Below are 20,584 nucleotides of genomic sequence, written 5' to 3'. Positions count from 1 at the left end.
CGGCTTGAACGCTGGTGCGTCAGTGGTTTAGCTGCTAGGCGGCAGCGCAGGAGTTGGTCGAATGGGTGACTGATGGTGAATAACCCCAACCGGATCTGAGACCTAACTAAAAATCAACCGTTCAGAAGTAGGTAGTCTTCTGAACGGTTGATTATTTTTGCCATCGGGTGCCGAAACGGGGACCACCAGGCAGCTTGCGCCCCAATTCGGTTAGGCAAGGGTTAAGGTTCGCGTGAAGCGGTCTTCCTGAATGAGCGCGGTCGCCAGTTCGCCCGCCATCTGCTGAGCGGCAGCATCGGTAAGGGGTTTAATGACTTGAAGGTGCTGCGCTAAATCGGTGACGTGGGTGCGCCGTTGCTGGTGGGTGTTATCGATGAGCTGTTTTTCAAGAGCCACCACCTCGTCACTTGAGAAATCGTGATCCAAAAAGATCAGGGCGCTGGGCCGGATTTGCAGGCGGTCACAGATGGCATCCAGAACTTCCAGGGTTAGCATATTGGTTGAAAAGGGTTGATCATTCATGATAAGCTCCTCCTACTAAACGGATAATGGTTTGCCTCATAAGTATAACAGAGGGGGGATGCCTAAATTGAATAAACATAAACAAAACGGATATTTATAACTTGAAGACACAAAAAAATCAGCAACCACGAAGACGTCTTCGTGAAAGCTGATTAGTAGTTATGGGCAGTCAGGGGATCGAACCCTGGACCCACGGATTAAGAGTCCGTTGCTCTGCCAGCTGAGCTAACTGCCCATGTGATTAAGTTGTTGCTGTTGTATGTCTTCCATATCAACGAGAACTATCATATCATGAGGATTAGGGGTGCGCAACCCCTTTTTGAAAAAAAGTTGATTTTTATTCAAAAAATTGGTTATTATGCGGCTGTGATTCCTAATTTAACGGGAATTTCGCGTCGTGACGAAAAATAAATTTTTTTTTGGATTTTAGCGATTTTTCGAGTAAATGGCGTCAATTCGGCATACGGGAAAAGTAAAATAATTTAAAATCGGACAAAATTCGCTAATTTGTTCATTACAATTTGCTATTTCCCGGGAAATGTTTGTTTAACTCCAGCTTAACCCTTACAGCGGTCTGAACTGAAAGAAACTTCACGATGTGTTATAATTCAGATAGCGTTGTTTTCCCGTCACTGGAACCTTATCAGGACGGTCAACGCACCTGAAGACACATCATGGTCGGCGATTAGTGCCGACCCTTTATACCTTGACTTTAAACGATCAATAAAACCGTACAATAAATCGTAGTGGCCCCGTTGACGATGGTATCTTGACATCCGATGGCTGGCCTGCCGGTAATCCTGCAATTACCGGATCGGACTGTATTTCCCTTTAAGGAGGAAATTTTTAATTATGCCTAAAAAAATTCTAGTTGTCGATGACGAAAAGCCTATTACTGATATTATGAAGTTTAATTTGGAAAAAGAGGGTTACGAAGTGGACGTCGCCTATGACGGTGAAGCCGCCATTCAACAGGTTGAAGACGGTGATCCCGACCTCGTGATCCTTGATTTAATGTTGCCTAAGGTCGATGGCCTTGAAGTGGCCCGTGAGATCCGTAAGAAGCACGATATGCCCATCATTATGGTGACGGCGAAGGACTCTGAACTCGACAAGGTGTTGGGTCTGGAGCTTGGTGCGGATGATTACGTGACGAAACCCTTCTCCAACCGAGAATTGGTGGCCCGGGTCAAAGCTAACTTACGGCGTCAGAACACGGCAGCGCACGCGCAGCCCGAAGAACCCGAGAATCAAGACATTGAAATTGGTGATTTAACGATTCATCCGGAGGCTTATTCCGTTTCCAAGCGGGGATCTAACATTGAATTGACCCACCGTGAGTTTGAACTGCTCCATTATTTGGCGCAACACATTGGGCAAGTCATGACCCGGGAACACTTGTTACAGACGGTGTGGGGGTATGACTACTTTGGTGACGTGCGTACCGTGGATGTCACGGTACGGCGTCTCAGAGAAAAGATTGAAGACAGTCCTAGCCACCCAACTTGGTTGGTGACACGACGGGGTGTGGGTTACTACCTGCGCAATCCCGATTCTGATCAGGCTTAGCTAGCGGTCGACCGCTAAATCTCGCATTGGAGGAGCATGTGACTTCGTGAATAGCAAAATTAAATTTTTCCAGTCGATTCACTTCAAAATCGCGCTGGTCTTCGCGCTACTCCTATTGCTAACGCTGGAGATCGTGGGTGCCGTCTTTGTCCGGCAACTGGAACGGCAAAACTTAAACACGTTTAAATCGCAACAAGTGGTGCAAACGTACATCGTGAATCGCTTGTCGGATGAGTTGTCGACGACGAGTACCATTAAAGCGGATAAACAGATTAAATCGACCTTATCGGAGATCAATAACACCAACAATGCCCAGATTCGGGTGATTGACAACAAGGGAACCATTCGGGGGACCAATGAAGTCGATAACCAGGGGATTGTTGGCCAAAAAACGACCGATAATAATATTAAGAATTCTATCTATAATAACCGAGATGTGGTCCGAACGACCTATAACTCGCAGAATAATAGTCGGTACTACACGACGATTACGCGATTGATTCGCACTCAGGGAAATAACAGCGAATTAGTCGGGGTTATTTACATGCGGTCGAGCCTGGACTCGGTCTATCAAAATATTAATCAAATCACGCTGATCTACGTCTCCGCAACGTTTGTGGCGATTATTTTGGGTCTCGTGATGGCGATCATTATTTCCCGGGCAATTACCCGGCCGATCGATGAAATGAAGAAACAAACGCTACGAATCGCCCGTGGGGATTACTCTGGCCATGTGCGGGTCTACGGAACCGACGAACTGGGCCAATTGGCCAGTGCCGTCAATAACCTCTCTGTGCGCGTTGAGGAGGCTCAGGAATCCACTGAGTCCGAACGGCGGCGGCTAGATTCCGTGATGTCCCACATGACCGACGGGGTGATTGCTACCGATCGTCGCGGAAATGTCACCATTATTAACGAAACGGCGGCGAGTTTCCTAGATACGGAAACGGACAGTGCCGTGGGTAAATCGATTCTGGACCTCTTGGCTATTCGTGACGACTATACGTTACGCGAGTTGCTGGAGGACCCGGATGATTTAGTCTTGGACTTTTCTACAAAGGAACACGACCTGATCTTACAAGCCTACTTCTCCCTGATTCAGCGGGAGTCTGGCTTCATTTCTGGATTGGTCTGTGTGCTCCATGACGTTACCGAACAACAGAAGATCGATCAGGACCGGAAGCAATTCGTGTCAAACGTGTCTCACGAGTTGCGGACGCCGTTAACCAGTGTGCGGGCCTACATCGAATCCCTGTCTGAAGGGGCTTGGAAGGACCCCGAGGTGGCGCCTCAATTTCTGAAGGTAACGCAAGAGGAAACGGACCGGATGATTCGGATGATCAATGACCTCTTGACCTTGTCACGGATGGATTCCGGGACGCAGAAGGTCGATATGGAAATGGTTAACCTGAATGAGCTCTTTAACTATGTTTTGGATCGCTTTGACATGATGCTCAAGCAGGATGATCGGCCTGAAAAGACCTACACCATCAAGCGCGACTTTACGAAGCGCGACCTTTGGGTTGAAATTGATACCGATCGGTTTACACAAGTGTTAGATAACTTAATGAATAACGCGATCAAATACTCGCCAGATGGTGGGGTAGTGACGTGTCGGCTCCTTGAGACACACAACAACGTCATTCTCAGCGTGTCTGACCAAGGTTTAGGGATTCCGCGGGCAGATATTCCACGGATCTTTGATCGTTTCTACCGGGTTGATAAGGCCCGTTCACGGGCACAAGGTGGGACTGGTCTGGGATTAGCTATTTCCAGAGAAGTCGTACAGTTGCTCGGTGGCCGAATCTGGGTCGACAGTCGCGAGGGCAGGGGGTCAACGTTCTACATTTCCCTGCCTTACAAGCCGTACGAAGAGGAGGATCTTTGGGATGAAGATAACTAAAGCCTTCTTACCACTCGGATTGGCCGCAGCCGTGGCCGTCAGTGTAGTGCTGTCCGCCATGATTTGGACCAACCCGGCCCAGTATGAGCGGAATCGTCAGCGTAGTTCAAATACCCCGACCACTGAGTTGAGTACGCGCCCTCAAAAGGACGTGTACCTGCCAACGCAGGTGGTTTATAGTGATGCCAACGGGAATCAGGAACTCCTGAACAACCGGAAGGTCAACCTGACCACGGAGTTGCGTGAGGCGTTGAGTAAGTGGCAATTCAGTCGGGTCAACCGGGTGCGGGTGGCCTCAAAGAATGCTTACATGAAGTACCTGACGCGTAAGAGTAGCTTGCTGTTGTCGTATGCGAGCCCGATCAACGTGAAGATGTTTAATACGGTCTTCGGGGGAAAGCTGAACAGTCAAGCCACGCAATTTTCACGGATCTTGGTGCCCCTGGACGATCAGGACCACATCTACTTGCTAGACGATAAGAAACAAGATGTCTATCAGGTGACGGTCAAGTCAGCGGACGCAACTGCCATTCGCAAGATTATGAAGGAAAACCTTTTCCGGATTAACGTGACCATGAAGTGGCTGAGTGAATCGGCCACGGCCTACGTGAAGAATGGGGTGACCGTGCCCTCGTATAGTTACCTGGTCAACCAACAGTCGACCGATTACTTTACGACACGCTTGCTGAACAAAGGGGAATCAACCAACGTTTCCGCTAAGAAGAACAAGGACAATACCATCTATAGTGATGGCGCGTCCCGGCAGTTGACGGTCTACAACAAGCAAGGAACGGCATTATACGAGGACTACAGTGCCTTGCAGTCGTCACTGAGCTTTAGTCAGGCGTTGAAGGCCAGCTATACGGTGGTGAAAACCATTGGGATTCCGATGGAAAACTTGCGGTATTACGGCTACAGTTCCAGCAACTCGACCGTGACCTACCGGAGCTTTGTTGAAGGGTTCCCGATCTTCAATCAGAGTAACTACGGTGCCGCACGGATTCAGATGCTGTCGCAGGGCGTTCGGCGGTACAATTTCTCCCTGTACAGTCTACAGGTTCCTGTGCCGACCGATAAAAAGTCCGTCACGCTACCGGGGACACAGACGGTCATTGACCAGCTGGTCGCGGCCGGTTATAGTAAATCTAAAATCAATAGTCTCCAAGTGGGGTATCAGTGGTTGACGTCGTCGTCATCCGATAAGGTCGTCAACCTGACGCCAACTTGGTATGTGCATTACAACGGCAGCTGGAAGACCTATACGCAACTGTTGAAGCAACAACAGTAATCCGGTGAAAAGGAGGGCGGTCCGGCATGGATTTTCGGCGCATCGAGTGGCTATTCTTAGTCGCGTTTATTGCAATTGATATTTTCTTGTTTGCAGCATTTCAACACGATACGACGGGGCAGACGGACGCTACCTCCAGCCGTTCGGCGGATAGTGACACGACGATCATTAAGGAAATGCGGACGGATGACATTAAGTTTGGAACGCCATCCAAGCAGAGCGGCGAGGGTTACTACGTGTCCACGAGTAATGATGATAGCGTGAAGAGTAGTCTGACGTCGCTGACGGATCAGACCGTGCGGTATCAGACGGATGGCACGATTGCCTCGACCTTCAAGACGGCGATTACCGGCGTGAATGCGGCTCATCCAGACAAGACGTTGGATACCGTGGTCAGCAATCCGGCACTGATTCTGAACGGGAGTCAATATAAATACAATCAACAATTGTCCAGCCGTAACACGGTGGTTTACACGCAACGCGTCACGGACGGACAGATTTATTCGAAATTCGGTGAGATTCGGTTTAGCCTAACCAATACGGGGACGGTGACCGGCTACACGCAGGGGTACTTGACGGACGTCACGACCTTGCGGGAAAAGACGGAAACAATCTCCGAGCGAAAGGCCCTGATTTGGTTGTACCAATACAATCAGATCTCCAACAACACCAAGATCGTGTGGACCAAGTTGGCCTATACCCGCTACTTTAACTTGAAGAACAGTAGCGTCTACATTCCAACCTGGGTCATTGCGGTGAAGGCAAACAGTGGGAGTAACGCGGGCGTCTTGCAGCTGAAACACGTCAATGCCTTTACGGGGGCGATCCTGACGTCGGACAGTAACGTTAAGACGGTCAGTGGTACGGCCACAACCAGCGACTAGAAAAAGGCGGCCCGCGCGGCCGCTTTTTTTACGGACTACATGATAGGGAGAAAACCGGCCACCCTTGCTAAGTTCGTGGATGCCAGCAACTCGGCCATGCTGGTCAGTGACCCAAGTGTGGGCCGGGCGAGTTTGCTGCTGACATCGGGAGAATTGTGGTACCATTGTCGCTGTTGGCTTAAGAAAGTCATGGGGGTATTCAGCGGAACCCGTCCTGAGGTGACCGAGTTCCCCCAATGGTGGTTCTTAGCGATCAGACGCAGGCATTCCCCAAGGGTGTGCCAAAACAAAAGGAAACTAATAATAAGTTACAAGCCCGCCAAAATGCGGTATTATAACGGTATTGAATTTAAGGAGAGGTCGAATGGATTTGCGGACGGAAACAGCAACAGCGGATGACCTGCGTATCAGTGTGTTATCCAGTGGCAGCACGGGTAACGTGTGCTACGTGGAGAGCCCCAACGAACGCATCATGATTGATGCCGGGTTGAGTGGTAAAAAGATTGAAAAGTTAATGGGCAATATCGACCGGAATATGAAGGACGTTAACGCCTTGCTGGTCACGCATGAGCACTCGGATCACCGGCAGGCCGTGGGAATTTTGGCGCGGCGCTACGAGCAACTTAACGTGTACGCCAACCAGGGGACTTGGGATGCCATGAGCCCTAAGATTGGGAAGGTTGATTTGGCACAGAAGCACCTGTTTGCCCCGGATACCGTCCAAACGTTTGGCGACATTGACGTGGAGAGCTTCTCCGTGTCCCACGATGCGGCGGAGCCTCAGTTCTACGCGATTCATTACCACGGCAAGACCTTCGTGATCTTGACGGATACCGGCTATGTTTCGGAGCACGTGGAAGGCGTGATCGCGGACGCAGATGCCTACCTGTTGGAATGCAACCACGATGTGGAAATGCTGCGGATGGGCGAGTACTCTTGGCCACTGAAGCAACGGATCTTGGGCGACAAGGGTCACTTGTCTAACGAAGAAGGGGCCGATGCCCTGATGGACGTGTTGGGCAACCGCACTAAGAAGATCTACCTGGGTCACCGAAGTCTGCACAACAACATGCAGTCGCTGTGTCACCTGACCGTGGCCTCCATGATGGAGAACCGAGATTTTGGTGTGGGCCACGACTTCCAGTTGATCGATACCAACCCGGAAGAAGCGACGCCGCTGGTGGCTTTATAAAGAAAACGTAAACTTTAGGACTTCAGCAAGTATTTGTCAAAAAAAATTCACATAAACCAGCTATGATAAGAGTTATTAAAATTTACGGTTGGCGGCCCCAAAAGCCCCGACCAACGAATGAGGAGGGTTAGCGCGTTTCCGCGCAATGCTATGGATAACAATAATAATCAAAACAATCAAGCTAATGATAATAACCAGGCAACACCAACGCCGGAACCCCAACCACGTAAGCGGCGGGGCGGCATTACCTTAACAAAGGTGGCTGTGACGGCAGCCGTCGCCGGACTCCTCGGTGGTGGGGTCGCCTACGGTGGTATTAGTTATATTAATAATAGTGGTATTAATGATACTGCGGTACCAAGTGGTAGTAACTCTACGGGAAACACCAAGACTTCCAACGTCACGGTTAACGTTTCCAGTCAATCCACGAAGGCCTTTAACCAGGTGAAGGGGGCCATGGTTTCCGTGGTCAACCTGCAAAAGCAGAATAGTAGTAGCAACACGCTCGGACAGTTGTTTGGCGACAACTCGTCCTCGAGTGCTAAGTCGAAATCCGAACTAGAAGAAGCCTCGGAAGGTTCCGGGGTGGTCTACAAGAAGGATGGGAGCACCGCCTACATCGTGACCAACAATCACGTGGTCTCCGGTTCATCCGCACTCCGGGTCGTCACCAGCTCGGGTAAGCAGTTGCAGGCAAAGCTGGTTGGGAAGGATTCCGTGACCGACTTGGCCGTGCTGAAGGTTAACGGGGCAGACTTGAAGACGGTCGCTTCGTTTGGTGATTCCGATAAGATCAAGGTCGGTGAAACGGCCTTGGCTATTGGGTCGCCGCTGGGTAGCCAGTACGCTACGTCACTGACGGAAGGGATCATTTCCGCCAAGAAACGGACGATTGAAACCACGAACTCCGCTGGAACGCAGACGGGAAATGCCACGGTTATTCAAACGGATGCCGCCATTAACCCCGGGAACTCTGGTGGGGCGCTGATTAACGTCGGTGGCCAAGTCGTCGGGATTACCTCGTCGAAGATTGCCAGTGATGCTGAAGGAACTAGCGTCGAGGGGATGGGCTTTGCCATTCCATCAAACGAAGTGGTCAACATCATCAATCAACTGGTCAAGAAGGGCAAGGTTGTCCGGCCAGCGTTGGGGATTACCTACGTGGATCTCGCCAACGTTTCCAGTTCACAGCAGAAGTCAGTGTTGAAGCTGCCAACGAGCGTGGACGCTGGGGTCGTGGTCATGAGCGCTTCGTCAGGTTCACCGGCCAAGAAGGCGGGCCTGTCCAAGTACGACGTCATCACGGAGTTGGGTGGTCACAAGATTTCCGATCAGGCGACGCTGCGGGACATTCTCTACAAGTATAAATTAAACGATACGGTCTCCATGACGTACTACCACAACGGTAAGAAGCAAACGACGAAGGTCAAGCTGACCGAGAGTAGTTCGCAATTGAAGAGCACCACGAATACGACAGCCAACTCAGAAAGTTAGGCCAAATGAAAGCGGTCGTTGGATTTTTCCAGCGGCCGCTTTTTTCGTATGATAAACTATTCAGTGAAAAGCCGAAGTTTAGAGAGATCTAATTCGGAATGAAAACGTAACCGGTGGTTGGCCGACCGAACGAACTAACCCAAATTCCCCACGTAATTCAGCTCGTAAAATAACGGAAATTATAATTGTGGATAACTTTGGGGATAAGGTCGGCACTGGACCGGTGGAAAAGTTATGAACAGGGTCAGAGCGGCAATGATAGCGGTGTAAAAGTTATCCACAGGCACTGGGGATAACTGTGGATAGAAAAAGTTTGTCGCCGTTTTAGAGCCAACAAACGCTGATGTACCGCAGATTGTAAGCGGAAGCGCCGAACACCCGTTTCGCTAATAACCGGTGGATAACTAAAAGAGGATTGACATTTTCGCAAAAAATAGATGTTGTAGGTGGGACACCATTTCGCCCCAATATCTAGGAAACCAGCTTGTCCACCTGTGGATAACTTTGTGGATAAGCTGTGTACAGGAGGATAATTATGAACATCAAATTCGTCGTCGTGGGAAAATTGAAGGAAAAGTACTTTAAACAGGGGATTGCGGAGTACGCCAAGCGGCTCTCGCGTTTCTGTAAATTCACTATCGTGGAGGTGCCGGATGAAAAGGCACCGGAAAGCATGTCGCAGGCGGAAATGGACCAGGTCATGGCCGCGGAGGGCGAACGCATCCTGAGCAAGATCAAGGACCGCGAATACGTCTACGCATTGGCCATCCTGGGCAAGGAACGCTCGTCAGAAGAGTTTGCCAAGGAAATCAAGGACTTGACCACCTACGGCCACTCAGACATCACCTTCGTCATCGGAGGCTCGCTGGGACTAACGCCGGCGGTCCTGAAGCGCGCGAACACCCAGATCTCGTTTGGCAGGTTCACGCTGCCCCACCAGCTGATGCGGCTGGTGCTGACGGAGCAGGTTTATCGGGCGTTTATGATTAATGAGGGGTCTCCGTATCATAAGTGATGCGGTCTTCCATGGTATTAACCGCCGTGAAGTGTGTTACGGATGTGATGTGGTTAAATGACTTATGTTTCCTACAAGTGTTGATAGTGAGTGATATGGAGAAACGCTAACGGATACTTTTAACGGTTTAAGAATTAATGTGGGAATTTGACAATTAATGGGTTACGGTTGGAGGTGCGAAAAATGATAAAATATAATCAAGAAGACGGATTGAGGCCTAATCAGCAGGAGATACTGTTCTTAACGCTTGCGTTTAATCGATTTTACGATTTGTACGATGAAATAGTGATAAATGATAAGTTCTGGAAGGAGTCTCCGTATATTCGTTTTTCAAAAATTAAGGATGCATTTAACGTTTATGGTGAAGTCTTGCACTACGAACCAATCAGATGGGCAATTGAGGACATGCGCGTGTCGAGACCACCCAAAGAGGCCGAAATTGCAGAAGGGTTATTTAGATCTCTTCGAAATTTGTTCGCTCATTTTCCAGTTTTTACAAGCTGGGATGATGTATGGTTTAATCAGGATTTACTGAATTGGAATAAAACAAATCAGAGTATTTATAAATTTTTTCATAGGCATATAAACGATTCTGAAGTTAAGTATCGGTTTTGGGACGGTAACAGAAAGAAAATGACTTACCTCTCGATTAGGTTTCCGAAACAGTTGCATGAGAAAATAATGCTTGTAGATGTGTTAACAGAAAAAGAGGGGGTAGAATTCTCACTGATACTAATGAAAAAGGTAATGGATTATTGCGTGGTGCCAGAATGAACGAGTCGGCCTGACTGTATTGTATATATAAAGAGTGAAATAGGAATCACTGTTGTTGTGTATTGCGATGGCTGTTAAAGGGTTTCTCGCAGCCATGATTATTAAACAAGACCGTGTTCCTATTAATTCGGTATGACTCGTGGTTAGAGGTTCGAAACAGATAGAGCTCAGTATACCCGTATCTCGAGTATCACCACAAATGGTTAAGAATCGATGCCCATCGCATACAAAACCTGTTTTGTATGCGATGGGCGCAAAATTATTAGAGTAGGTAATGACAGTTACTTTTACTATGCGAGGAGGTATTATTATGGGGTTAAATACAACTGGAATTGATCCCGTTATTATTGATCTTGGCGCTAGACTAATGGAGGCAACCGTAAAAAACACATGGTCAAAAGTGTCCGATTCACTACGTCAAATCAAAGCAAACAAAGACAAAAATTCTCAAGCGTTAGAATATGAACAACTGATACGAAATCTAGTTAGTGAAAAATCTGAATTAGAAGACATTGCAAATGAGTACAAGCAAGAATTGGAAAAAATTAGTATTAGCAATGATGACATTGAAAGCTTACATCAAACGGTTGAAACAACATTCAAGATTATTATGGGGGCAGGAATTATCAAGTATGACTCTGATGAGGAGCAGGCCACCACAACGCAGAGTCTAAATGCACTGCTTGCACTTCTCAATTCAGACACACTCAGAACACTGCAATTGTTGGGATATAACTATAAGGAAGCGATTGGGGCACCTCTTACCGAGGTAACTTCAAGGTTCATCTTAAATAAGCTATCGTCCGAGACAACCAAGGTTAAGCGGCAACGAAAATAGGAAAGACAATTTTCCTGAGTCCAACGGTTTTTTAATGCAATATAAAAGAGTTAAATTAACCGCAGGTGTTATTGTTACGCAAGTCCGTCTCGTAAGCGACGCGGTTTAAAAAAACCATATAAAGCGAGGACTATCCAGAAAAAAGGATGGTCCTCGCTTTAATTATGGATTAGTGACTGTGGCCCTGTTCCTGCTCACCATCGTGAGGATTCATATGGTCAGGTGTTTAGTTGGCATATAAAGCGGATTGGCGGAACTTCTGGCCCAATTAGATGAATACCTCTTGAGAAAGGCAAGCAAGTTTCAATGCTCTCTATTATGTGTGATATATTTTGGATATTTCGTGTGTACGGTATTTTTCAGCACTAGACTACACAATAAAAATCAAAAAATTAGAATTCTACTCAAAAAAACCTCGCTGATAAACTAAGCGAGGTTTTAAAAACGATGAAATTAATAGATCTAGTTCTTACTTGTCTGAGAGAAAATCAATCCACTTATTTAGTTTCACTATTGTGTGGATAGGTCATTTCAGTCCAGCCACCAAAGCCTTGGTGGAGCGGTTGAATATTTTCAGCACCCGGCAGTGGAATTGCGGTGTTTGACGCAGAGAAGGTATCAATCATTCCTGGCGTCATATGGTTCTTCTTAGTCTGTTCAATGGATAATGAAGTGACGATTTGGTCTTCTTGATGATTTAAAATCTTTTCGGCAAACTGCGGATCAATAATATTTTCCCGACCAACCGCGACTAAATCAGCCAAAGATAACGCTGCTTCGGCCTTATCTTTGCTATCAATTCCGCCAACAATAATCTCTTTACTACCGTTTAAGTAAGGTTTGAAGAGGGTTGCGAATGGCTTGTCAGAGTCCTTAAATTTCTTGTCTGCTTCGCCATCGGTATCGAGTAATAAACTATCACCGGGTTTTGAATCAAAGCTCAGCATTGAAAGATGAATGTAGTCTAAGTCGAATTGCTTCGTGATTTCATTGATTAATTGTGTGGATTCATGCCAAGTGTAACCCACATTTTTACCGTGAATTTCTTCTGGTGAAATGCGGTAGCCAACAATGAAGTCCTTGGGTGCATACTTTTTGACGGTCTCCATCACGGTTTTTACCACCGCTAATGGGAAATTCATGCGTTTCTCAAGAGAACCGCCCCAGTGATCGGTACGATGATTGGAGTAAGCGGATACAAATTGCTGAATCAGATAATGATTAGCACCATGGATTTCAACACCATCGAATCCGGCGTCAATGGCCCGTTTAGCAGCTTTACCAAAACCGGCGATTATTTCTTTAATTTGGTCATCAGATAGTGAATGGACCTTGTAATCAAGAAATGAGAAATCACTGCCGTCTTCTAAGCCCGTTGGTGCATAAACTTTTTCTCCTTGCATCGCCCGGTAGTTCGCTTCCCGGCCAGTATGGGCAATTTGCATAATGGCTTTACTACCGGAATGCTTCATCGCCTGAGCAAGCTGTTTGAGCTGTGGTAGAAATTTATCATCATAGGCCGCCAATTGTTCCCGGCCGCGTTTCCAAGTCATCGCAGGGCCACCGGTTTCGGTGACGTACATGTACTCAGTCATGACCAGGCCGCCAGATTTAGAACGGGCATGATAATAATCAAGCGTATCTGGAGTAATATAGCCGTCTTTACCACTGTTAGTCAGCATAGGCGGAAGGACGAATCGGTTATCAACAGTTGCGCCATGACGAAAAGTTAACGGATCATTTAAGCTACTCATAGTTGAAAACTCCTTTTTGTTTATTACTTCACGGGTTAAGTATAAATCAGAATTTTACTTACGAATAGTAGGCACTTCTTTGTAAGCTGCTTACTTAAAAGTAAGTATCCTCGCGCAGAGCGAGTAACTGATTTCAAAACGGGAGGGGGATCTACTAATCGGCTAAGTTTTCTTTTAAATTCAAATCGACTAAGCCCAACATTGCCTTGGAACTATACTTGAAGTGGACGGAATCATCCTGAATAGATTCCGCAAATTGCGTCATCTGAATTAATAGCTTTTTTAAAGCTTTGCCGTCGTCTGTTAAGGAATAAATCACTTTCATGGGCATGACGTCATAACTCGTTCGTTTAACAATTTTGTGATCAATCAGCTGATGAAGTTGTTCACTCAAAACCTTTTCAGCCGGGGCAACGCCATAAAGACGCATAAAGTACTGACGAAGCTCACCAAATCGCTTGTCACCCAAGCCGAGCGAGCAAATAATGGACGGCTTCCATTTGCCATCGACTAAATCGATAATATAATTACAGCCTAAAAAATAATTTTGCGTCTGCATGTCAAATACGCTCCTTTTGGTTAACTACCTTAAAGCTAAATTGCAAATTCAAAAATAAAATAATGGTGATTTGCCCCCAACTGATCATGGATTCTTGTCGTCAGGCGGGTTCAAGTTAGATTAAGCACTATTATCATGAAGTGATTTTAGTATGACGAATTGTTAATTGAAGTTCAACCGTGTTCAGAGAATATCAAAGAATTCTGAATGGTCAATACGACTGCAGCAACGATTTTGTCCCGATCTATTTTTTGACGAGAGGCTTTCTAGCTATCATCACCTGAACATCTTCTTATAGGCTGACGTTAGAAATAGGAGATGTTTCATGTGAAACATTTCATCACTCAATTCCTACAGAGAAGTAGGCCACGATAAGATCAAAAATCCAATGACCCCGTAGCAAGGGGACCGCGACCCAGATGTTCTAGCAACTGTCAGCCTGTATTCAGGGATATTTTCTATGGAGTTAAGTGTAACTAGTCAACCCACCGGCAAAGTGCTAAGCTTACCTCATAGTTAGGAGGAAACTACATATGAAAAGATTCATTCAGGGGACGCTGGCTTTAAGTCTGGGGTTAGGCTTATGGTTAGCCACGACTACGACCGCATCAGCGAGTCAATACTCGGCCAAACGCAGTAACTCGGTTCGTTTGATTTGGCGGAAGCCGATGAAGCAGCACCAATTTACGGCCAATCAGGGGTACCGTTATTCGAAACACTTAGCGGTTCGCTATGACCGCAACGCTTCAATTAGTTCCACGACCTGGTTTACCGATGCCCATGAAAAGTTTTACCAGAAGAATCGCCATAACTACGCCATCTACTACCATGTGCGCAACGGTGACGGTTCGATGCAGGGCTGGATTTGGCGCGGCTATCTCAAGCCGGTTCCCAAACCGGTCGCACCTAAGGTCACACCAGCTTACGTCAAAACGGAAGCGGCTCAGGCCAAGGAAATCACCAAATTTTTCCCGGGTGTTAAGACCGATAAGCGGTTGATGAAATTGGCCCAGGACTTTGTGCTCGCTAATAACGATACTGAAACCTACAACCAAAGCTGGGAGTTCTGCGTCGAAAGTGATGGCTTCTCGCCTAAGGAAGCGCGACAAATCCGCCTGATCAGTTCGCCGGACGGTTCTGTTGAGGGCGATGCCCTGACCAATGCCTATAAGTCAGGTAAGTTAAACCTTAAGGACTACTTCTCAAAGATCGCGATGAGTAAAGGCGCGCCAATTCCTTACAAGGAAGGCGACTATCCAACACAACCAGCGCCGGTGAATTACAACCAGTTCAAGGGCTGGCACATCGGCGTTGCCACGGTAACGTCGAATGATACCCGAGACCTAGAGATTGGTTATCCGACGATTTACGTGGCTTTAATGCCTGGAAAATAAGTTCATTACAGAACAGATAAAAGGAGACTTAGTTTTTCGACTAAGCCTCTTTTTATACGTAACAGTAATAAATCAATTCAGCGAAATTAGTGAGTGGTTTTGGGGCTTCTAGGTGATAGGGCGCGTGTATTTTAGGTAGACCAGCAACTAACAGAAGGTCGTTTACCTAAAGAGGGAGGTTTTGAATACCTTCAATGGCCTGAATTCAGACTCTCGCTTCAAGTTGCTGAACAGGCAATCATCAAATCAACTGATACTCAATTGAGATGCGGTTCGAAGTCGCTTTGTTGGTTAGTTGTTCAGATTCGTTGAATTGCCAAAAGTTATTGGTGATCTCAAGGTGATTTCGGGCGATGAACCCCTTGATAGCGTCCAGGCTGTTTTCAATACTTTCCTGATTGTTTTGTGCGCCGACGACCACGTAATTTCCCTGAGGCCGGGTAATCGTGGGGACTGAAACGATGCCGGGATCACTGACGGCCTTAATAATGCGAAAATTTGCCTCCGGATAGGTGCGAGAATCACTCGCTGCTAAGTCAGTCAAAAAGCCAGATTCTTTCTTGTTCACGAGTTTCAGCGGGCCAATCAGCGCGTAGAATTGTTGATAAAGGTTACTGATGGCATCCTCTGTACAACCGACGGACTCCAACGACGTCCAGAATTTCTGAACGGGACGATGCACAATACAAGGTGTGTCATTTGGTAAGTCTCCCGAGGGAGCTGGTTGGTTGTAGCGGTCGAGTAAGGTCGTTTTCAAGAGCGTCATGTCCTGAATTTTTTGTTCAATATCAGTGAGTACTTGATCTAATTGGCCGTCTAGAGAGGCGGAATCTTGGCTGGACATCAATTTTTTAATGTTCGCGATGGAGAGTCCCAACTTGCGTAGCTGCAGAATGAATTTCAGTGAATAAAGCTGATTGTAGTCGTAGTAACGATAGCCGTTTTTCCCAACCGAGGCGGGTTTGAATAAATCTTGCTCATCGTAAAAGAGCAGCGTCCGCCTAGTGGTATCAGCTAAAGTCGCGAATTTGTTGATAGATAGCATTTGTCGGAATCCTCCCTTGACCTGTACGTTACGTCACAGTTTACACTAGTGACATTGATAAGTCATATAAGAAAATGGAGGAAATTATTTATGAAAGCTGTTGTTATTAATCAACCCGGAAACTCAGACGTTTTAGAATTAGTAGACCGGCCAATCCCGGTGGCGGATGCCCAGAATTCTGTGCTGAAGATTCATGCTTTCGGGGTCCATCGCTATGAAGTGTTGACCCGCGAAGGCGGTTCGCCTAGGGTACATTTTCCCCGGGTGATCGGGGTCGAGGCCGTTGGCGAAATTTACGAAACGGATGCCGATTCAGGCCTGACCGTTGGGCAACGGGTGATCACGTTAAATGGTGGGTTTGGTCGCGCGTTTGATGGCAGTTATGAGGAGTATGCGTTGGTGCCGAACAAGCAATTATTTACCGTGGATTTTGATGGCGACTGGGTCTCCCTGGCGCAATATCCAGAGACCTTCGTCACGGCCTGGGGGTCGATCAAGAGCTTGCGGTTGACGGCAGGGCAATCGATGCTCGTTCGCGGTGGGACCAGTGCCGTTGGGTTGGCGATGATCAAACTCGCTAAAGCTGTCGGCTTAAAGATTACGGCGACCACCAGAAAGTCGGATCGTTTCGAGCTATTGAAAGCTGCTGGGGCAGACGCGGTGGTTTTAGATAAAGATGGACAGCTTCAAACAGATACCAACTTTGATGGGATTGTCGATCTCGTTGGGACGGCCACGGTAAGCGATTCACTAGGCCACGTGGTGGTTGGTGGCACCTGTTGTGTGGTTGGTTTACTCGCAGGTGAATGGACGATGAAGGACTTTTCACCCTTTGAGTTACAGAATCGCTATTTGACGGATTACGACTCCGGATTCGTCAACCAAGCCATGATTGATGAATTGTTCAAAATCATCAATGCAAACGATATTAAGATTCCAATTTCTAAGGTTTTCCCATTAGCTGAAATTGCCGCCGCTCATGACTTTGTGATGTCTAATCCGACCATTGGTGAAGTTATCGTGACGAATGACTAAGGTTCGCTCATCCGGTCAATTTGGTAGCTGAACCTAAAAGCTTAAGCAATAGCCCCATGCTAGTTACTATTAAGAATCGTGGGACTTCTCAGCGACAGCCGATCTACTGATAGAGACGATGGGCTTTGATGTGTTAAGGGTGATCTTATCCGCTTGGGTGGCAAGATGGACCTGAAGTTTAAGAATAAGAAAAGGACCATCCAAGAAAAATTGGATGGTTCTTTTCTTATTGAGGGTTAGTTAAAAATGAGGGCTATTTTCCGCCATCGCTACCTGCTAGAATAAACTCAGAAGTAGCAACTGTTTCATGTGGAACATTTAAGCACATCGCGCGGTGTATCTTGGAAAAGACGCTTTAGTATGGTGTGCAAGAGTAGATCGCGCTATTAAGCGATTAAAGGAGAAACTACGATGACCGTTATCACGACGCAACGCCTGATTTTGCGACCGTTTACTGCAGCTGACCTGCCCGAGTTTGCGGCGTTACAGCAGGATCCAGACGTCAACCACTTTTTACCGTGGTTTGCGCCGCAGACGACTGCGAATGCGATGCAGCTGTTACGTACCCAATATTTGGATTCACCAGCGGCCTATCAGCTGGCCGTGTGCCTGCGTACAACGAACAAAGCCATCGGTTATATCAATGTTGCGGCCGATGACGACCACGATTTAGGCTACGGTATGGCCCGCGCTTTTTGGGGGCAGGGGTATATGACGGAAGCCGCGCAGGCATTGCTCGCGCACTTACCGGTGACCGCGTATCCCTTTCTAACAGCGACCCATGACGTGTTAAATCCCAAGAGTGGTGCGGTCATGCAGCGACTGGGGATGACTTATCAATATACGTATCTAGAGCAATGGCAGCCCAAAAACATTCCGGTATACTTCCGGCTATATTTATTGAACCGTGACGGGAACAACACGCGGCGCTTCGACAAGTATTGGCGAATGCACCCAACCCATGTTGTTGAAAAACCACCGCTGCGAGTTGACAGCGAAATTGGGCAACTGGACGACTGATGATAACCAAAAAAGGTACCACCGAATTTCGCCAGCAGTACCCATCAAATCTTCATTCAATTAAACTTGTCCGTGTAAATACAACTCCGGTAAATCAGCCAAAAATTGTTTCCGCACGGCGTCGGTCGTCGTATTAGCTTCTCCTAAATGAATCCAGTGAGCGGTCTGTGGGGCAATACCAATGCCAGGAAAGGTTTGGCCAATCAAATTGCTTTGAATTGGATCGCCGGCGTCGTTGATCAATTCTGCCTTGGTCATCGTAGCCGTCGTGATGACCGTTGCGCGCCGAATGTTGTGGAGCAGGCCCCGTAAGTCAGGATCTTCCGCGTAGGCAAAGCCCTTGAGCATCACCTTATCAAAGAACCCTTTGAGTTCAGCGGGCAGATGGTACCACCAGATGGGGCTAATGAAGATGAGTTCATCCGACTGGGCAATCACCTGTTGGTAGTCCTTGACCAGCTGGTATGGCGTTTCACCGCGGCTAAACAGGCGCAACTCTTCTTTAGAATAGCGGGGATCGAAACCGTCTTGATAGAGATCGATAACGTGGTACGGTTGATCAGTTTTATCAAAGTAAGCTGTTAGCCGGGTTAAGATTGCGTGGTTGAGGCTGCCTTCGTAAGGGTGTGCATAAACGATTGTTTTCATAGTAAGTAGGTCCTCCTCGAATTGAATGAGTAAAGTTTATGTTATAATCAACCGGTAAACAAGTACGCAATTTAAAGTGCGGTACATACCCAAAGGAGAGTGTCATGGCCGAAATTGATTATATCAAGGAAACCCGCTTGGAAAACACGGGCTTTGCCTATACCCTGCAACTAATTGGTGGCAAATACAAAATGCAGACGCTTTACGCGCTATCCATGAACCACGGCCCGTTGCGCTACAATGCCCTCAAACGCGTGCTAGCGCCGATTGCGTTTAAGACGCTCACGAACACCCTACGTGAGTTAGAAGCGGATGATCTCATTCATCGAGAAGAGTACCCGCAGATTCCGCCGAAGGTTGAGTACAGCCTGACGAAGCGGGGACAGTCGTTGATTCCCGTGATGGACAGCATTTGCCTCTGGGGTGAAGAGCAGGCACGGGCCGATCAAGTGGTTCCGAGCCATCAACACGAATAAGCCTAAATGATGAGACCGGCGCGCAACTTGCCGGTCTTTTTTTGCGCGACTAACGCGACTAAATAGATAAATTTTACAGTTACGCGTCAAAGGAGATCATCATTTTCCCATGAGCGTGTTCTGCCCGAACTGCCCCAATTAGATGAATACCGCTTGAGAAAAGCAAGTGAATTGAACCTCGAAAAGCCCCCTCATCAACACCCGTTGGCAAATAGCCGAAATTTGGAACATGACTGGTGATACCAGCCATCATCGGTCATGTAAGTCGTGTATGACCATACCGTGAATTAAGCAATCTAGTTGGCGAGGCTCACAGTTTAGTCTACCGATGCGGGTACTCGGAGCGTTGGCGCGAGATAATCTGTAAGAAGTTAGGGCATAATTCAGGGAAAGTGGCAGTACGTTTGTAAGGACATTCAGCCATTACGAAAAGATTTAGAATCAACTAAAATAGCAGCTGAGAGGGGTAGTGAATGGTCGAGGATGCTGAAATTGAACGCTGACACTAGCACTATCAAAGTTCAAGCATGACCAATACTTACTAATCTTGGAGGCAAAATGATGGGTAAATTCAGTAAGATAGCAGTAACTGCAATGACGGTATTATTGGTGGGGAGCGCAGTGCCGACAACAGCCAGTGCCGCATCTTGGCATAAGGGAACACCCAAGGCATTAAGGGGCTCGTGGAAACGAAGCTACAGCCAAAATGGCACGAAAGGTACAATACGATTCAAGGTGACAGCCAAATCAATCTCACAATCTCAAACCGGGTGGGCCAATACAAGTCTGACTAATATCAAGTACCGGAAAGTTGGGGCTGGCACATATAAATTAAAGGGAACGTATCACAATGGAAATTTGACTCAGAAGAATTCTCATATGAAGGTCAAGAAGAGCCATGGTAAAGTGACGTATAAGTTTTCTTGGTCGGGTAGCTATGCCTATCTTGGGTGGTATCATAAGTAAAAGAGTCATTAAAGTCTTAGGGCCAACCACACGCAGAGTGTCGGTTGGCTCTTTTTTTAGGTACCGAATCAAAGTGAAAATAAGTCAGTAAACGCTAACAAGTGTTTCATGTGAAACATTCAGGCTACTAAAAATGATAACAGCGGTCAGCCCTTCAATACCACTGCCGGGCGAGGGGAACGCATTGTAAGGACTTGCGGTCTTCCGC

Annotated in this window: 20 protein-coding genes and 1 tRNA gene; 14 read left to right on the top strand and 7 right to left on the bottom strand. The window is 47.2% G+C overall.

The features are described from left to right. Window positions 1–210 precede the first annotated feature (210 nt). Together FD28_RS00370 and FD28_RS00365 are read right to left on the bottom strand one after the other, a co-directional pair. The gene (locus tag FD28_RS00370; RefSeq protein WP_057731374.1) at window positions 211–522 is read right to left on the bottom strand and encodes a hypothetical protein; all 312 of its coding nucleotides are present in this window, start codon (window positions 520–522) and stop codon (window positions 211–213) included. A gap of 162 nt (window positions 523–684) precedes the next feature. Continuing rightward, window positions 685–757: transfer RNA gene (locus tag FD28_RS00365), tRNA-Lys, on the bottom strand. 617 nt (window positions 758–1,374) lie between these two features. Between FD28_RS00365 and yycF the strand changes: the two genes are divergently transcribed. From yycF to FD28_RS00345, 4 genes are read left to right on the top strand one after another with little or no spacing between them, the layout of a single operon-like run. Continuing rightward, on the top strand, window positions 1,375–2,091 hold the full coding sequence (yycF, locus tag FD28_RS00360; protein ID WP_020090072.1) for a response regulator YycF: 717 nt from the start codon (window positions 1,375–1,377) through the stop codon (window positions 2,089–2,091). A 46-nt stretch (window positions 2,092–2,137) separates the two neighbouring features. After that, window positions 2,138–3,994 (top strand): cell wall metabolism sensor histidine kinase WalK, encoded by a 1,857-nt coding sequence (gene walK / locus FD28_RS00355; RefSeq protein ID WP_057731370.1) that lies wholly within the window; start codon window positions 2,138–2,140, stop codon window positions 3,992–3,994. Further along, entirely contained in the window at window positions 3,981–5,282 is a 1,302-nt protein-coding gene (locus FD28_RS00350) for a YycH family regulatory protein (protein ID WP_057731368.1), read from the top strand. Before walK ends, FD28_RS00350 begins: the two co-directional genes overlap by 14 nt. 26 nt (window positions 5,283–5,308) lie before the next feature. Then, window positions 5,309–6,166: a two-component system regulatory protein YycI gene (locus FD28_RS00345; RefSeq protein WP_057731366.1), complete on the top strand. Its 858-nt coding sequence runs from the start codon at window positions 5,309–5,311 to the stop codon at window positions 6,164–6,166. Between the two features lie 35 nt (window positions 6,167–6,201). On the opposite strand, the gene FD28_RS13130 is transcribed toward FD28_RS00345, so the two are convergent. Beyond that, window positions 6,202–6,456 carry a hypothetical protein gene (locus FD28_RS13130; protein ID WP_157059793.1) on the bottom strand — a complete coding sequence of 85 codons (255 nt, stop codon included), beginning with the start codon at window positions 6,454–6,456 and terminating at the stop codon, window positions 6,202–6,204. A gap of 74 nt (window positions 6,457–6,530) precedes the next feature. Between FD28_RS13130 and FD28_RS00340 the strand changes: the two genes are divergently transcribed. The 5 genes from FD28_RS00340 to FD28_RS00320 all read left to right on the top strand — a co-directional run bounded on the left by FD28_RS00340 (window position 6,531) and on the right by FD28_RS00320 (window position 11,479). Beyond that, window positions 6,531–7,358: an MBL fold metallo-hydrolase gene (locus tag FD28_RS00340; RefSeq protein WP_057731363.1), complete on the top strand. Its 828-nt coding sequence runs from the start codon at window positions 6,531–6,533 to the stop codon at window positions 7,356–7,358. Window positions 7,359–7,508: 150 nt separating this feature from the next. Further along, entirely contained in the window at window positions 7,509–8,852 is a 1,344-nt protein-coding gene (locus FD28_RS00335; RefSeq protein WP_083478071.1) for a S1C family serine protease, read from the top strand. Between the two features lie 535 nt (window positions 8,853–9,387). Beyond that, on the top strand, window positions 9,388–9,867 hold the full coding sequence (gene rlmH / locus FD28_RS00330) for a 23S rRNA (pseudouridine(1915)-N(3))-methyltransferase RlmH (RefSeq protein ID WP_057731360.1): 480 nt from the start codon (window positions 9,388–9,390) through the stop codon (window positions 9,865–9,867). 183 nt (window positions 9,868–10,050) lie between these two features. After that, window positions 10,051–10,641 carry a hypothetical protein gene (locus FD28_RS00325; RefSeq protein WP_057731358.1) on the top strand — a complete coding sequence of 197 codons (591 nt, stop codon included), beginning with the start codon at window positions 10,051–10,053 and terminating at the stop codon, window positions 10,639–10,641. Window positions 10,642–10,951: 310 nt separating this feature from the next. Next, complete coding sequence (locus FD28_RS00320; protein WP_057731355.1) at window positions 10,952–11,479, top strand: hypothetical protein; 528 nt, start codon at window positions 10,952–10,954, stop codon at window positions 11,477–11,479. 497 nt (window positions 11,480–11,976) lie between these two features. On the opposite strand, the gene FD28_RS00315 is transcribed toward FD28_RS00320, so the two are convergent. After that, a complete protein-coding gene (locus tag FD28_RS00315) occupies window positions 11,977–13,233 on the bottom strand; it encodes an oxidoreductase (protein ID WP_057731353.1) in 1,257 nt (418 codons plus the stop codon). 154 nt (window positions 13,234–13,387) lie between these two features. Continuing rightward, a complete protein-coding gene (locus FD28_RS00310) occupies window positions 13,388–13,792 on the bottom strand; it encodes a winged helix-turn-helix transcriptional regulator (RefSeq protein ID WP_057731350.1) in 405 nt (134 codons plus the stop codon). 533 nt (window positions 13,793–14,325) lie between these two features. Between FD28_RS00310 and FD28_RS00305 the strand changes: the two genes are divergently transcribed. Continuing rightward, window positions 14,326–15,186 carry a hypothetical protein gene (locus FD28_RS00305; RefSeq protein WP_057731349.1) on the top strand — a complete coding sequence of 287 codons (861 nt, stop codon included), beginning with the start codon at window positions 14,326–14,328 and terminating at the stop codon, window positions 15,184–15,186. A gap of 241 nt (window positions 15,187–15,427) precedes the next feature. On the opposite strand, the gene FD28_RS00300 is transcribed toward FD28_RS00305, so the two are convergent. Next, entirely contained in the window at window positions 15,428–16,231 is an 804-nt protein-coding gene (locus FD28_RS00300) for a MerR family transcriptional regulator (protein ID WP_057731347.1), read from the bottom strand. A 90-nt stretch (window positions 16,232–16,321) separates the two neighbouring features. On the opposite strand from FD28_RS00300, the gene FD28_RS00295 reads away from it, so the two are divergent. Together FD28_RS00295 and FD28_RS00290 are read left to right on the top strand one after the other, a co-directional pair. Beyond that, a complete protein-coding gene (locus tag FD28_RS00295) occupies window positions 16,322–17,266 on the top strand; it encodes a zinc-binding dehydrogenase (protein ID WP_057731343.1) in 945 nt (314 codons plus the stop codon). A 411-nt stretch (window positions 17,267–17,677) separates the two neighbouring features. Next, the gene (locus FD28_RS00290; protein WP_057731340.1) at window positions 17,678–18,286 is read left to right on the top strand and encodes a GNAT family N-acetyltransferase; all 609 of its coding nucleotides are present in this window, start codon (window positions 17,678–17,680) and stop codon (window positions 18,284–18,286) included. A 60-nt stretch (window positions 18,287–18,346) separates the two neighbouring features. Here the strand turns inward: FD28_RS00290 and FD28_RS00285 are convergent, their stop codons facing one another. Continuing rightward, the gene (locus tag FD28_RS00285) at window positions 18,347–18,934 is read right to left on the bottom strand and encodes an NAD(P)H-dependent oxidoreductase (protein WP_057731337.1); all 588 of its coding nucleotides are present in this window, start codon (window positions 18,932–18,934) and stop codon (window positions 18,347–18,349) included. A 104-nt stretch (window positions 18,935–19,038) separates the two neighbouring features. Here FD28_RS00285 and FD28_RS00280 point away from each other — a divergent pair, with 104 nt between their 5' ends. Both FD28_RS00280 and FD28_RS00275 read left to right on the top strand, forming a co-directional pair. After that, window positions 19,039–19,410, top strand: a complete 372-nt coding sequence (locus tag FD28_RS00280) for a winged helix-turn-helix transcriptional regulator (protein WP_057731334.1) — start codon at window positions 19,039–19,041, stop codon at window positions 19,408–19,410. 561 nt (window positions 19,411–19,971) lie between these two features. Continuing rightward, on the top strand, window positions 19,972–20,376 hold the full coding sequence (locus tag FD28_RS00275; RefSeq protein WP_057731332.1) for a hypothetical protein: 405 nt from the start codon (window positions 19,972–19,974) through the stop codon (window positions 20,374–20,376). The last annotated feature ends 208 nt before the right edge of the window (window positions 20,377–20,584 follow it).

The sequence above is a fragment of the Levilactobacillus hammesii DSM 16381 genome, assembly GCF_001434395.1.
Taxonomy (GTDB): domain Bacteria; phylum Bacillota; class Bacilli; order Lactobacillales; family Lactobacillaceae; genus Levilactobacillus; species Levilactobacillus hammesii.
This window is presented reverse-complemented; position numbering and strand designations above follow the sequence as displayed.

Bases quoted from the DNA above. Each gene is read 5' to 3' on its own strand.
- yycF (WP_020090072.1), top strand. From the start codon at position 1,375: ATGCCTAAAAAAATTCTAGTTGTCGATGACGAAAAGCCTATTACTGAT.
- FD28_RS00320 (WP_057731355.1), top strand. From the start codon at position 10,952: ATGGGGTTAAATACAACTGGAATTGATCCCGTTATTATTGATCTTGGC.
- FD28_RS00300 (WP_057731347.1), bottom strand. From the start codon at position 16,231: ATGCTATCTATCAACAAATTCGCGACTTTAGCTGATACCACTAGGCGG.
- FD28_RS00340 (WP_057731363.1), top strand. From the start codon at position 6,531: ATGGATTTGCGGACGGAAACAGCAACAGCGGATGACCTGCGTATCAGT.
- FD28_RS00335 (WP_083478071.1), top strand. From the start codon at position 7,509: ATGGATAACAATAATAATCAAAACAATCAAGCTAATGATAATAACCAG.
- FD28_RS00370 (WP_057731374.1), bottom strand. From the start codon at position 522: ATGAATGATCAACCCTTTTCAACCAATATGCTAACCCTGGAAGTTCTG.
- FD28_RS00325 (WP_057731358.1), top strand. From the start codon at position 10,051: ATGATAAAATATAATCAAGAAGACGGATTGAGGCCTAATCAGCAGGAG.
- FD28_RS00290 (WP_057731340.1), top strand. From the start codon at position 17,678: ATGACCGTTATCACGACGCAACGCCTGATTTTGCGACCGTTTACTGCA.
- rlmH (WP_057731360.1), top strand. From the start codon at position 9,388: ATGAACATCAAATTCGTCGTCGTGGGAAAATTGAAGGAAAAGTACTTT.
- FD28_RS00350 (WP_057731368.1), top strand. From the start codon at position 3,981: ATGAAGATAACTAAAGCCTTCTTACCACTCGGATTGGCCGCAGCCGTG.
- FD28_RS00285 (WP_057731337.1), bottom strand. From the start codon at position 18,934: ATGAAAACAATCGTTTATGCACACCCTTACGAAGGCAGCCTCAACCAC.
- FD28_RS00315 (WP_057731353.1), bottom strand. From the start codon at position 13,233: ATGAGTAGCTTAAATGATCCGTTAACTTTTCGTCATGGCGCAACTGTT.
- FD28_RS00310 (WP_057731350.1), bottom strand. From the start codon at position 13,792: ATGCAGACGCAAAATTATTTTTTAGGCTGTAATTATATTATCGATTTA.
- FD28_RS00275 (WP_057731332.1), top strand. From the start codon at position 19,972: ATGGGTAAATTCAGTAAGATAGCAGTAACTGCAATGACGGTATTATTG.
- FD28_RS00305 (WP_057731349.1), top strand. From the start codon at position 14,326: ATGAAAAGATTCATTCAGGGGACGCTGGCTTTAAGTCTGGGGTTAGGC.
- FD28_RS00295 (WP_057731343.1), top strand. From the start codon at position 16,322: ATGAAAGCTGTTGTTATTAATCAACCCGGAAACTCAGACGTTTTAGAA.
- FD28_RS00280 (WP_057731334.1), top strand. From the start codon at position 19,039: ATGGCCGAAATTGATTATATCAAGGAAACCCGCTTGGAAAACACGGGC.
- FD28_RS00345 (WP_057731366.1), top strand. From the start codon at position 5,309: ATGGATTTTCGGCGCATCGAGTGGCTATTCTTAGTCGCGTTTATTGCA.